Here is a 12193-nt window from a genome sequence, read left to right as displayed (position 1 = left end):
GTCCCAAACGCAAAGTATTTGCGTTTGAAGTCTTCACCACCCGCACGGGAAGCGCTACGACAATGACAACGACCGTTTCACCACAGACCGAGAGCACTTCACGCCCACGCCTTGGGCGAGGCGTCGCTTTCACACTCATCGCCGTTATCATCGCCACGTTCCTGGGCGCATCCGCGACCCCGACACCGTTGTACGAGCACTATCAACAGTTGTGGGGATTCTCCTCGCTCGCGTCGACGCTCGTGTTCGGCATCTACGCTCTCGCATTGCTCGCCACGCTCCTGACCGCCGGATCCCTGTCCGATCACATCGGCAGGCGCCCGGTCCTGCTCGGAGCACTCGCGCTCGAGGCAGTCTCGCTCGCACTGTTCGCCTCGGCCGACGGTTTGACCATCCTGCTCATCGCCCGGGTCGTACAGGGTGTTGCCACCGGCGCTGCAATCAGTGCTCTGGGTTCGGCATTGATCGACCTCGAACGCACTCCGGGCCGAGGATCGATCATCAACAGCGTCGCTCCGACGATGGGGCTTGCAGTCGGAGCAGTGGGTTCGAGCCTCATCAGCGAGCACCTGCCCCGGCCCACCAGCACTGTCTACCTGGTCCTTCTCGTGCTTGTCATTCTCGAGATCTTCGGAGTATGGGCCGCTCCCGAGACTTCGGGCGGACGCCCCGGAGCCTGGCAGTCCCTGCGCCCCACACTGGCCGTTCCTCGTCAGGCGCGCACGATGATTGCCCTGACCGCACCGTGCCTGATCGCGGTCTGGGCGCTGGGAGGTTTCTACCTCTCACTCGGACCTGCATTGGCGCGCAACGCACTTGACGTTCACAGCTCCCTCATCGGTGCCATCATGGTTGCAACACTGACAGGATTCGGAGCGGCAGCAGTACTCACCTTCCGCAAACTCGGCGGCCGGACCGTGATGCTGATCGGAACCATCGCCTTGGTGCTCGGGGTGGCCGTCACACTCATCGGTGCTGAAACATCCTCTGCCGTATTGATTCTGGTCGGTACGGCTGTTGCAGGTATCGGCTTCGGAGCAGGATTCCAAGGAACTATCCTCACCGTCATGCCGCTGGCCGAGAACCACGAACGCGCGGGTTTGTTGTCCACCGTCTACGTCATCGCATATCTGGCCAACAGTCTTCCCGCCTTGCTGGCCGGCTACCTGGTCGGCAAGGTCGGATTGGTGGATACGACGCGTGCCTACGGAGCACTCGTCATGGTGCTCGCGGCGGCCGCACTGATCGGACTGCTGGTCACCGGCGAGCGAAAGGTCGAAGCCGTCTCGGTGTCGGAGTAGGTGTCCCCCGATCGGTGGACACACCGTTCCGCCTGCACAGGGTCCGGGGAGTGGACATACGACATCGATCTGCTCCGACATAGTTGTCTTCGAGAGAGCCAACCGAACGCTCACCCGGACAAAGGACACCGACGATGACGAACCCACGCTACGTAGTTGCGGCAATCACAGCTCTGGCCGCCGGCGCCCTCACGTTGGGATTGAGCGGAATCGCCAGTGCCGGAACCCTTCCCACAACCGGCAACAGCATCACGATGACGATCAGCAACGACACCGAACAGACAATTCATCTCGAAGGCGCCGACAACCCCTACGGACAGTGGATGCAGAGCCCACGCCAGTCGCTCGCGCCCCACGAGACCGAAATCGTCACGGCGTACAACCAGGACCCGCGCGGCCTGACGGTCGACGTCGTCTATTCCACTCCCGGCGGCGGACAAGCCGTCTTCATGGCCAACGACTATCCGCAGTTCGACACCGACGGAACCCGCACCACCGACCCTGATCACTACTTCATCTCGAGCTACATCGACGGCTACTACCCGAACCTGAGCGTCGGGTACCACCTCAGTGTGGTGTGACTGCAGCAGTCGTCATAAGTAATCCATCTGCCTCTCAGACGCACTTGTTCTTGGACATTCGTCCGGCGCGCGGGGATTGTTGAACGCAGCCCCGCACGACCAGGCACACGCCCCGTTGCCGGTGGCCCGAACATCAACGGGAGAGAGAAAACCACAGTGCGACTACCCAACCAGTTTCTGATCTACGTCAGCGATGCCGCCTCCGCAGCAGCGTTCTACGGCGAATTGTTCGACGCGAAGCCTGAGGTCCTCAGCCCTCGGTACATGACCTTCGACCTCGGCGGCGGTGTGGTCCTTGCACTGTGGAGCGGCAAGTCCCGCGACCTCGATCCCGCGACACCGCGCAATTTCGAAGTCGGCATCTTGGTCGACGGCGGGAGCAACGAAATTCGGGCGATCCACGACGAGTGGGTGGCCAAGGGAGTCGAGGTCGTCGAAGAACCCAACGAAGATGTCTTCGGTCTGACGTTCGTCATTTCAGATCTGGACGGAAACCGCGTCCGCGTAGCGCCCGCAGATCACTGAGCACTCAGCCTTTGATCTCGCCGTACCGGCGCAAGGCTTCTTCACGCTCGTGCGCGTGATCGACGATCGGGTCCGGGTAGTCGACCGGGCGCATCGCCTTCAACGAGTGGACGGCCTTCCCGGGAACATCGCGAAGTTCGGGGACCCACCGACGGACGTATGTGCCGTCGGGATCGAACTTCTCCCCTTGCGTAATCGGGTTGAAGACGCGGAAGAAAGGCGAAGCATCCGTACCCGACCCGGCAGTCCACTGCCACCCGTGCTGATTGGAGGCCAAGTCACCGTCCACCAGTTGCGACATGAAGTACCGTGCGCCGCGCCACCACGGAATGTGCAGGTCCTTCACCAGGAATGACGCGACGATCATTCGGACCCGATTGTGCATCCAGTTCTCGGCGGCGAGTTGCCGCATGCCGGCATCCACGATCGGGAAGCCGGTCTTGCCTTCACACCAGGCCGTGAAGGCGGCGTCTGCGTCGACTCCCCCGTCGTGACGTAAACGGTCGAACTTGTCGTCGTAATTCTTCCGCGCGCTGTCGGGGCGCTGAAACAGGATGTCTGCGTAGAAGTCTCGCCAAGCAAGCTGGCGACGGTACGCCTGAGCGCCGTCTCCGAGTCGCTTGGAGAGATCTGCCAACATGGTTCTCGGATGAATCGTGCCGTACTTGAGCGGGATCGACATCCGACTCGTGGTGTCGAGGTCGGGTCGATTTCGTTCGTCGTCGTACCGGTCAAGATCGTTCTCGCAGTATTCTTTCCACTGTTCGAGCGCACCGGCCTCACCGACGACATCGCTGACGGTGCCGGACGGCGCGGGGATACTCACCCGGCGCGGGCCACCGTCCTTCTCGCTCGGATCGAACCAACGGACCGTCCCCGCATCGGTCGACGCGGGGCCCCGCCAACCATGTTCCATCCACTGACGGAAGTACGGCGTGAACACCTTGTACGGATCACCGTCCGCCTTGGTGACGCGTCCGGGCGCCACGGCATATGGTGACCCGGTGGCGATCAACTCCACCTTCTCGGCCACGGCCGCGTCGCGCCGTCGGCCGTAGGGCCCGTAGTCGGCACTGATGTGAACTTCTTCGGCGCCAACGGATTCCGCCACGCGGGGCACCACGTCTGCCGGATCACCTCGAACAACCATCAATCGTCCGTCGAGCTGGTTGTCGAGTGCCGACAAGTTGGCGAACAGTTGATTCTGGCGGGGTGAGCCTGCCGGTCCGAGCAACTTCTCGTCGAGGACGAACAAACCCAACGTCTGTCCGCCGGCATCCGCCGCTGCAGTCAGAGTCGGAAGATCACCGACCCTCAGATCGCGTCGAAACCAGATCACAGAGTTACTCACCCAGTCGAGCCTACCGATCAGATCTCAGAACGCATCCCACCGCGCGGGCCGCCAGTTGCGCCGCTCTTTCGGCTGTCGGTTCGGAGGTGAGCCCGAGCAGTCGCCGCCGGTGCTCCTCCCCGAGCAGCAAGGTGTACAACTGATCCGCGCACAGCGCAGCCTTCTGGCCGTGCTGATCGATCAATATCTTCTCCAGAAAGGCAATCGACTTGGCCGGGCCGGATTCGTAGAACGCTGCGGCCAATTCAGGGAACTGCACTGCCTCGCCGATCATCATGCGGTGCAGCGCAATCGAGTTGTCGCTGTGCAGGGCGATGACGATGTCCACTGCAGCGGCGAGCAGGTCGGACTGGCCCTCGCCGGCATTGTCGACGTACGCGTGCTGACGCGCAACCGCAGCTGCAAAGACCGCAGACTTGTCGCCGAAGTAGCTGTACACGGTGCGCTTGGCGACGCCGGCCACCGTGGCAATGCCCTCGATGGTAGTTCGGGCGAACCCGACATCTCGAAACGAGTCGACAGCGACGTCGAGAATCTCGTTGCGTCGTTCGGCGCGCTCGGCGTCACTGGTTCTCCCACGTCTGCGCGGTTGCTCCATCAAGTCCCCTGTTACCGTGCCGGTAAATTAATGCTACGTTGACGTTTCATTAATTCGAATACTACAGGAGCACTGCATGACCGGACAACGACTCGTCCACGTCGCTATCGCCGACGACTGGGAAGCATGCAAGCGTTTCGGTGAGTACGAGGTCTCGACGCGCGGAATCAGTTACGACGAGGCAGGATTCATTCGCGCAACGACCCCGGACGCACTCGCTTCGGTGCTCGATCTGGTGTTCGGCGACCTCACATTGCCGCTGGTCGTCGCCGTCATCGATCAGGACGCCCTGACCTCCGCGGGCATCGACGTCGAATGGGAGGCGGAAAAGCCCCGAATCCTCCGACCTCTACCGATGGACGAGGACACCGTGGTCGCCGAACTGGCCGTGGAACGCGTTGACGGGGTCTGGCCGATTCCCGACCTGACCCCGTACGCAAGCTACGCCGGCTAGACCAGCGCAGCCTCCGGTTCGATAACCGGCGCAGACGCCTTCTTCCGGCCGGCAGCCACGCACAGCGCGATCCCGACGGCAATCCAGCACACCAGCACCAGAAGTGGCGTGGTGGCGCCATGGCCGTCGAAGAACGCCATCGAACGGACGGATGCTCCTGCGGCGCCGGGTGGGAGCAGCTGCCCCAATGCGCCCCAGCCTGCGGGCAACCACGCGGCAGTTGTCGCCATCCCCGAGAGTGGGTTTCCGATGAACATCATCGTGACGGCGCCCAACGCGAACCCCTTCATCCCGAGCAGGGATTCGAGCCCCAAAATGGGAAGCGAGATGGCCGAAATACCAACGGCGAGTGTGAGCGCGGTGAGCAGGTAGTTTCCGTCAAGGCTGCTGGTACCGAACTGCAGAATGGCAGTCAGGGCAAAACCCGCGACAACCGCGACGCCGGCAGCGCCCAACACTCGCTTGACAATGCTGCGCGGAAACAGCTGCACGAGAACAACAGCAGGCATGATTCCACCGAACACCAAGGGCAAGGCCAATGCCGTGAGCCCAGCACCGGTCGGGTCGTCCGCCGTCAACGGCACAACGTCTTCGACGGGAACCTTCACCCCCGAACTCTCCGCGAGCCCACTGGCCAGACCGGTCAAGGTTTGGGCGATCGGGGTTCCGCCTGCGGTCGCGATCAACACGTGAGGACCGTTGGCATCAACGGCGATTCCGCCGACCACGTCGCGATTCCGAATCGCGTCACGCAGGGCGTCGGCGTCAGCGAATTCTCGAGTATCGAAGGCGCCTTGCTTACTCGCCTCGAGCGAGGTGCTGATCTGTTCGGTTGCCGCAGCTGGACCGGTGATGCCCAACTTCAGTTCGTGCGGGCCACTGTTGACCGAGGGCAGTACGAAGGCAAGCAGCATCAGCCCGATCACGGCGGACAAGCCCAACACCACAGCCACCAACTTCTTGCGGTCCTGTGCTTCAACTTCGGCGTTCATAACTACCCTCCCTAAGTGGAAGTTTTTCCTCCACTATTTGTGGAAGATATTCCTCCGGTTATGATGAACTGTCAATACCGGAGGTGGATGTGCGAGCCGATGCACGTGAACGCAGAAACGCAATAGTCGACGCCGCACGAGCGGTGTTCACCGAGCGCGGGCACGACGCGCCGCTCGATGCAGTCGCAGAACTCGCGAAAGTGGGCATCGCCACGCTGTATCGAAACTTTCCGACGCGCGAGGACCTCGTGACCGCCGTTGCCGTCGCAACACTGACCGATGTCCGCGAGGCTGCCGACATCGCACTCACGGCAATGTCCACCGATCCGATAAACGCGTGGCACACGCTGGTGGACCGCCTCGTGGAACTGCGCCTGGGTGCGCTCATTCCTGCACTGGTGGAACGCAGTTTCACCGAGCTGGCGCCCGAAGTTCTGGCGGTGCGTGAGGTGACGAAAACGAAGATGACCGCGACGATCGGCGCCGCTCAGAGCGCCGGACTGGTCCGCGCCGATCTGCAACCGCTCGAATTCGTCATGGCTCTGGCCAAACTGACGCGCCCGCAAATCGAGTTGTCCGACGAAGCCATGCCGAACCTGGTCCCGCGGTTGGTCGCGGTGTTCATGGCCGGTCTGCGTCCGGACGGTACCGACTTGCCGGTCTGATCAGCGAAACCCGACGTACCAGGCAAGGCACAATGGGGCTGTGACCGAGATACCGAAAATCCTCGTAGTCGACGACGACGCAGACGTCCTGACCTCACTCGAACGCGGATTGCGGCTCTCGGGATTCACCGTACTGACGGCGGTGGACGGCGCCGACGCGCTCCGAGTGATCTCCGACAAACGACCGGACGCGGTAGTCCTCGACATCAACATGCCGGTGCTCGACGGCACCGGTGTGGTGACGGCGCTTCGTGCCGCCGGCAACGAAATCCCGATCTGCGTGCTCAGTGCGCGCAACTCGGTCGACGACCGCATCGCCGGGCTCGAATCCGGTGCAGACGACTACATGGTCAAACCGTTTGTTCTTGCCGAACTGGTTGCCCGGATCCGCGCAATGCTCCGGCGCAGCAACACTCCGGCCGGCGATCACTCCGAGGGTACGAATACCCTGCGCGTCGGAAACCTCGACATCGATCTCTCCGGTCGCAGAGTTCGTGTCGACGGCAAGGAAGTACCACTCACCAAACGCGAATTCGAGCTACTCGAAGTGCTCGCACACAATTCCGGCATCGTGCTCACTCGCGAACGTCTCCTCGAACTGGTGTGGGGCTACGACTTCGTCGCCGACACGAACGTCGTGGACGTCTTCATCGGCTATCTGCGTCGAAAGTTCGAATCCGGCGGTTCACCTCGTCTGCTGCATACCGTTCGCGGCGTCGGGTTCGTGCTTCGGGAGAACCCGTGAAGCGTCGCCGCTTCTCACTACGAACTCGCGTTGCCGCGGCCGCGGCACTGGGGGCGACGTTCATCGTCATCGCACTCGGTGTGGTCGTTGCACTGGCTATCGCACGAAACAATTTGGCGCAGTTGGACCGTCGATTGGAGACGGCATCGACGGTCATCGTGGCCAATGCGGCTACAGCGGGACCTTTTCTCGGCGCGTTCGGAGACGGCGGCGCCTTTTCCGTGACCATCCGCTCCGATACCGACGGAACCGTCAAATCCAGTACCCCGACGCGACTGCCCGAACTACCGGTCGGCTCGGCGACCGTCGACGTGGACGGTACGAAGTACCGGGCATATACCGCCGAGGCCGACGGGATCAATGCCCTTGTCTCGCTGGCGGTTCCCTATGCCGAAGCGCGAGACATCACAGTCGACCAACAGCGACAGGTTGCGTTCTTCGGCGTCGGGGCCGTAGCGGCCGCAGCTGCGTTGGGATGGTTGTTCGGTGGCCCGGCGGTGCGCCCCCTCGTGGAGTTGACCCGCCGGATCGCCAGGCGCGATCCCGATCTCGCCACCGAGGTTTCCGGAATCCGTGAAGCGGACGAGCTTGCCGCAGCAGCAGAATCGATGCTCAGCGACGTCGCTCGAGCGCAAGCCGCAACCAACTCCGCCCTTGCCGCCGCCCGAGATTTTGCGTCCGCCTCGGCTCACGAACTCCGAACTCCGTTGACAGCAATGCGAACCGACATCGAAGTGTTGTCCATTCACGACCTCGATCACGAACAAAGACGCGAGATCCTCACAGATCTGGCCCGCGCGCAGGGCCGCGTCGAGTCAACTCTGAGAGACCTCGAGCGCCTGGCGAAGGGTGAGCTCTCGACGGCCGAGGATTTCAAGGACACCGATTTGACCGAGGTCTGCGACATCGCTGCCGACGACGCACGCCGACATCATCCTGGGCTCGACGTCGGCGTCGTCACGGTGGATTCCCCACTCCCCTATTGCATCCGGGCCCTTCCCGGCGGAATCCGGTTGATCCTCGACAACGCGATCACCAATGCAGTCCGCCACGGCGGCGCGAGCGCGGTGCGCATCACCCTCGCTCGCCCGGCAGATTCACCGGACACCGTCACGATCACGATCGACGACAACGGTTGCGGAATACCGGCCGAGGAACGCTCGAGCGTGTTCGAGCGCTTCACTCGCGGATCGACGGCAGGCAAGACAGGCTCCGGTTTGGGCCTGGCGCTGGTGGCGCAGCAGGCGGCCCTGCACGGCGGACGGACGACATTTCACGACAGTCCACTCGGCGGGGCTCGCCTGCTGGTCGAACTCAGGGATCAGCCCGGACCCGAATAGCCCTTCAGGTCTCGATCAACTGGCCGATCCCCGACGCTGTCACTTCGATGACCCGAGCCGAGCCGATGTCGAAGAACAGTCCGGCGATACGCAGGCGACCATCCACACGGGCCTGACCGACGAGAGGATGGCGTTCGAGAGTCTGCAATTGGACTGCGACATTGACCATTCCGAGCTGATCAACCTCCGAGAAACCTGCCTCGGCCGCAGCACGCGCGACCGGATGGCCACTCGTATAGGCCTGCAAGCTCGTCTCCGCATGCCGCAGCCATTCACCGACGACTCCCGATTCCGACGGACCGTTGGTCAGGAGTGCTTGCATCGCGCCGCAGCCCGAATGTCCGCACACGACCACCGAACTGACACCCAACTCGTCGATCCCGAAGGCCAGTGCCGCTTCCACCGACGTATCGCGGCCGCCGGCAGGAACCAGGTTTCCGACATTGCGCACGGTGAACAGGTCACCGGGGCCACTGCTCGTGATGATGTTCGGCACCACTCGCGAATCTGCGCAGGTGAGGAAAAGGGAGTCGGGGTTCTGCCCGTCGCGCAACTGATCCATGTGCGGCCGTATCGCTTCGGCGCGATGGCGATGATAGTTGGACACCCCGTCGAGAATGGGCCGCAAGGCCGGCGGGCTGCTCAGATTCCTCCCCGAAGCCTGTGGTTGCCAACTGCCCCACGGCGCGAGCAAGCCGCGCAGGTCGGTGACTGCGGCGCCGCGCTTCGGCGGACCGGTGGTCGCGCTCTCCATACTCACCGAGCCGACTTCGTCGATGATCACCGAACCACCTGCCAACTCGTACTGCCTCGCCCACTCTTCGATGACGTCGAAGACGGCATGGTCGAGGAAGTCGACTGACAGCTCGACGGTGACGTCCGACCGCGGTGGGATTCCGGCGAGCACCGACGTCAGCTTGGGCAGCACCAGGAAGGTGCACGAGCCTTCGACCAGGACGCGCCACCTCCCGGAATCGTTGTCGCCCAACTCTTCTGCGGTGACAGTTGCGCGGATGACACGCCACACCAGGAGGGCGATGGCCAGCGCCAACCCGATCAGGACGCCCTCGAGCAGATTCAAGAACACGACGCCGACCACCGTGATGCCGTACACCCACAGATCACCGGTCCGTCGCGCCAACCGAATGTGCGCCAGCTTGACCAGTTGAATACCGATGACAATCAACAGTCCGGCCAGTGCAGACTTCGGAATCTGCTGGACCAACCCGGCGAGCGCAGCCGAGAACAGCAGAATCCACAGGCCGTGCATGATCGACGACGCGCGGGACTTCGCCCCGGCCTCGACATTGGTCGCACTGCGCACGATCACCCCGGTGACCGGAAGGCCGCCGATGGCCCCGGACACCATGTTCGCGGTGCCCTGGCCGAGCATCTCGCGATCGAAGTTCGACCGCGGGCCCGAGTGCATCTTGTCCACGGCCACGGCCGAGAGCAGACTCTCCACACTGGCGATCAGCGCGATGGTCAGAATGCCGGTTGCGACGCCGAGCCACTGGCCGTCGGGCAGAGCGGGGAGTCCGATCGAGTCCAGCAAAGATCCGTCGAGAGCAATACGCTCGACGTCGATCGGCAGCGCCAGCGAAGCGAGAGTTGCCAATACGATGCCCACCAACGCCGCCGGAACCTTGCGGACACCGGCAGGGAGATAGCGCCACCCGAGAAGGGTGGCGATGACGACGAGTCCGATCATCAGGTCCTCGACATGCGAGGCACCGATCTGTGCGGGCAACTGCCGTAGATTGTCCAGCGCCGAGCTGGCCGAGCTTCCACCCAACAACACGTGAACCTGTTGTAGCGCAATGGTGATGCCGATACCGGCGAGCATCGCATGCACCACCACTGGAGCAATAGCCAGCGCCGCACGGGCAATTCGGCTGAGCCCGAACACGATCTGCAGAATTCCGGCGCCGACGGTGATCAGGCAGGTGACTTTCCACCCGAACTTGCCGATCAGTTCGGCGACCACCACGGTCAGGCCGGCTGCGGGACCACTGACTTGCAGCGGTGAACCTCCCACAGCTCCGGCCACCACTCCGCCGACGATTGCGGCGATCAGACCTGCCATGATCGGCGCCCCGGAGGCGATCGCAATTCCCAATGACAGGGGAAGCGCCACCAGGAATACGACCAGCGACGCCGGCACGTCGTATCTGATCAGTTGCTCGAGATATCGCCGGCTTCCACCACCCGGCGGAGACGAATCCCCCACGACGCTCTCGTCTGCGGATGATTGTGCGTGCACTACGGACTGCGTCGACATAGATCTCCTCGCCGGACCCCGGATCCGGCTGCTGGGCAACATGTTCGAAGCGAATCGGCGATCGGTATCGCCGATCGACTGTGACCATGGTAACCGCGATTCCTTACCGTTCCCTTAGATGCGAGCCCAGACGTGGTCGACGTCACCGCCGCCCGGCACTGTGACTCGAACCTGAACATCGGTCCAAAAGATCGATCGAATTGCTTTAAACCGCAAGCATTTTGACTGACACACCTCCAGCGGCCGGCACACCTGAGCGCCGTCGGCGATAATGGTCGGGAGTGAACGCTCAACCGCAAACACAACGATGTGAAGGCAGGCACCATGTCCGATCAGTACGTCGCCGCGCAGGACCGCTACGAAGCCATGCCGTACCGCCGAACCGGTCGGAGCGGTCTCAAACTCCCGGCCATCTCGCTGGGCCTCTGGCACAACTTCGGCGACGACGTACCGATCGAGAACCAGCGCGCAGTTCTGCGGCGGGCATTCGATCTCGGAATCACCCACTTCGATCTTGCGAACAACTACGGTCCCCCGTACGGAAGCGCCGAGACGAACTTCGGCAGGATCCTGCGTGAGGATTTCTCTTCGTACCGCGAGGAATTGGTCATCTCGTCCAAAGCCGGCTGGGACATGTGGCCCGGCCCCTACGGATTCGGTGGTTCCCGCAAGTATTTGCTGTCGTCCCTCGATCAGTCGCTCGGACGACTCGGCGTCGACTATGTCGACATCTTCTACAGCCATCGCCCTGACGCCGAAACTCCGATCGACGAGACCGCAGGCGCCCTGATCAGCGCTGTCCAGCAGGGCAAGGCCCTGTACGCGGGTATCAGTTCGTACTCGCCGGAGCGCACCCGTGAAATCGCCGCACTGCTCGCCGCTGCGGGGGTTCCGCTCTTGATCCACCAGCCGAGCTATTCGATGCTGAACCGCTGGATAGAGCAGGACCTGCTGTCGGCTGTCGATGATCTCGGCGTCGGCGTCATCGCGTTCTCACCACTCGCTCAAGGCATGCTCACCGATCGCTATCTGAACGGCGTCCCCGAGGATTCCCGTGCAGCTCAAGGTAAGTCACTGGATCCGTCGTGGTTGACCGACGACGCTCTCACCCACATCCGCGCGCTCAACGACATCGCGGCAGACCGCGGCCAGTCGCTGGCTCAGCTGGCACTGAGCTGGGCACTCCGCGATTCGCGGGTCACCTCGGTACTGATCGGTGCGTCCAGTGTCGCCCAACTCGAAGCCAACGTCGGCGCGCTCGACAATCTCGAATTCAGCGCAGCCGAACTGGCCTCCATAGATCAGCACGCCAAGGACAGCGGCATCAATCTGTGGGCAGAGGCCAGTTCGATCTGAGCGA

At 62.8% G+C, this 12193-nt stretch carries 12 protein-coding genes; 8 read left to right on the top strand and 4 right to left on the bottom strand.

What is annotated here, in order from left to right:
* Window positions 1-62: 62 nt before the first annotated feature.
* From ABH939_RS03810 to ABH939_RS03800, 3 genes are all read left to right on the top strand, one after another.
* Window positions 63-1301 carry an MFS transporter gene (locus ABH939_RS03810; RefSeq protein WP_404649343.1) on the top strand — a complete coding sequence of 413 codons (1239 nt, stop codon included), beginning with the start codon at window positions 63-65 and terminating at the stop codon, window positions 1299-1301.
* Between the two features lie 134 nt (window positions 1302-1435).
* Window positions 1436-1882, top strand: coding sequence for a hypothetical protein (locus tag ABH939_RS03805; protein ID WP_287980014.1), 447 nt, complete (start codon window positions 1436-1438; stop codon window positions 1880-1882).
* A gap of 156 nt (window positions 1883-2038) precedes the next feature.
* Window positions 2039-2407: a VOC family protein gene (locus ABH939_RS03800; RefSeq protein ID WP_003939994.1), complete on the top strand. Its 369-nt coding sequence runs from the start codon at window positions 2039-2041 to the stop codon at window positions 2405-2407.
* Window positions 2408-2411: 4 nt separating this feature from the next.
* On the opposite strand, the gene ABH939_RS03795 is transcribed toward ABH939_RS03800, so the two are convergent.
* Together ABH939_RS03795 and ABH939_RS03790 are read right to left on the bottom strand one after the other, a co-directional pair.
* Entirely contained in the window at window positions 2412-3758 is a 1347-nt protein-coding gene (locus ABH939_RS03795) for a deoxyribodipyrimidine photo-lyase (RefSeq protein WP_047270918.1), read from the bottom strand.
* Between the two features lie 10 nt (window positions 3759-3768).
* Window positions 3769-4356: a TetR/AcrR family transcriptional regulator gene (locus ABH939_RS03790; RefSeq protein WP_047270920.1), complete on the bottom strand. Its 588-nt coding sequence runs from the start codon at window positions 4354-4356 to the stop codon at window positions 3769-3771.
* 76 nt (window positions 4357-4432) lie between these two features.
* On the opposite strand from ABH939_RS03790, the gene ABH939_RS03785 reads away from it, so the two are divergent.
* A complete protein-coding gene (locus ABH939_RS03785) occupies window positions 4433-4810 on the top strand; it encodes a DUF952 domain-containing protein (RefSeq protein WP_064073987.1) in 378 nt (125 codons plus the stop codon).
* On the opposite strand, the gene ABH939_RS03780 is transcribed toward ABH939_RS03785, so the two are convergent.
* Window positions 4807-5802, bottom strand: a complete 996-nt coding sequence (locus ABH939_RS03780; protein ID WP_209909639.1) for an ABC transporter permease — start codon at window positions 5800-5802, stop codon at window positions 4807-4809. The genes ABH939_RS03785 and ABH939_RS03780 overlap by 4 nt on opposite strands.
* 89 nt (window positions 5803-5891) lie before the next feature.
* On the opposite strand from ABH939_RS03780, the gene ABH939_RS03775 reads away from it, so the two are divergent.
* From ABH939_RS03775 to ABH939_RS03765, 3 genes are read left to right on the top strand one after another with little or no spacing between them, the layout of a single operon-like run.
* A complete protein-coding gene (locus tag ABH939_RS03775) occupies window positions 5892-6467 on the top strand; it encodes a TetR/AcrR family transcriptional regulator (protein ID WP_007733449.1) in 576 nt (191 codons plus the stop codon).
* Window positions 6468-6507: 40 nt separating this feature from the next.
* Window positions 6508-7212, top strand: coding sequence for a response regulator transcription factor (locus ABH939_RS03770; RefSeq protein WP_003939853.1), 705 nt, complete (start codon window positions 6508-6510; stop codon window positions 7210-7212).
* Window positions 7209-8552 (top strand): sensor histidine kinase KdpD, encoded by a 1344-nt coding sequence (locus ABH939_RS03765; protein WP_003939972.1) that lies wholly within the window; start codon window positions 7209-7211, stop codon window positions 8550-8552. The genes ABH939_RS03770 and ABH939_RS03765 overlap by 4 nt, the downstream gene beginning before the upstream one ends.
* A 4-nt stretch (window positions 8553-8556) precedes the next feature.
* Here the strand turns inward: ABH939_RS03765 and ABH939_RS03760 are convergent, their stop codons facing one another.
* Window positions 8557-10833, bottom strand: coding sequence for a SulP family inorganic anion transporter (locus ABH939_RS03760; RefSeq protein WP_404649342.1), 2277 nt, complete (start codon window positions 10831-10833; stop codon window positions 8557-8559).
* A gap of 324 nt (window positions 10834-11157) precedes the next feature.
* On the opposite strand from ABH939_RS03760, the gene mgrA reads away from it, so the two are divergent.
* Complete coding sequence (gene mgrA / locus ABH939_RS03755; RefSeq protein ID WP_007733451.1) at window positions 11158-12189, top strand: L-glyceraldehyde 3-phosphate reductase; 1032 nt, start codon at window positions 11158-11160, stop codon at window positions 12187-12189.
* The last annotated feature ends 4 nt before the right edge of the window (window positions 12190-12193 follow it).

Origin of the sequence: Rhodococcus sp. 27YEA6 (assembly GCF_044908235.1) — a bacterium.
GTDB classification, from domain to species: domain Bacteria; phylum Actinomycetota; class Actinomycetes; order Mycobacteriales; family Mycobacteriaceae; genus Rhodococcus_F; species Rhodococcus_F qingshengii.
This window is presented reverse-complemented; position numbering and strand designations above follow the sequence as displayed.

Excerpts from the sequence above, each read along its gene's own strand:
- ABH939_RS03810 (WP_404649343.1), top strand. The coding sequence starts at position 63 with ATGACAACGACCGTTTCACCACAGACCGAGAGCACTTCACGCCCACGC.
- ABH939_RS03805 (WP_287980014.1), top strand. The coding sequence starts at position 1,436 with ATGACGAACCCACGCTACGTAGTTGCGGCAATCACAGCTCTGGCCGCC.
- ABH939_RS03790 (WP_047270920.1), bottom strand. The coding sequence starts at position 4,356 with ATGGAGCAACCGCGCAGACGTGGGAGAACCAGTGACGCCGAGCGCGCC.
- ABH939_RS03785 (WP_064073987.1), top strand. The coding sequence starts at position 4,433 with ATGACCGGACAACGACTCGTCCACGTCGCTATCGCCGACGACTGGGAA.
- ABH939_RS03780 (WP_209909639.1), bottom strand. The coding sequence starts at position 5,802 with ATGAACGCCGAAGTTGAAGCACAGGACCGCAAGAAGTTGGTGGCTGTG.
- ABH939_RS03760 (WP_404649342.1), bottom strand. The coding sequence starts at position 10,833 with ATGTCGACGCAGTCCGTAGTGCACGCACAATCATCCGCAGACGAGAGC.
- mgrA (WP_007733451.1), top strand. The coding sequence starts at position 11,158 with ATGTCCGATCAGTACGTCGCCGCGCAGGACCGCTACGAAGCCATGCCG.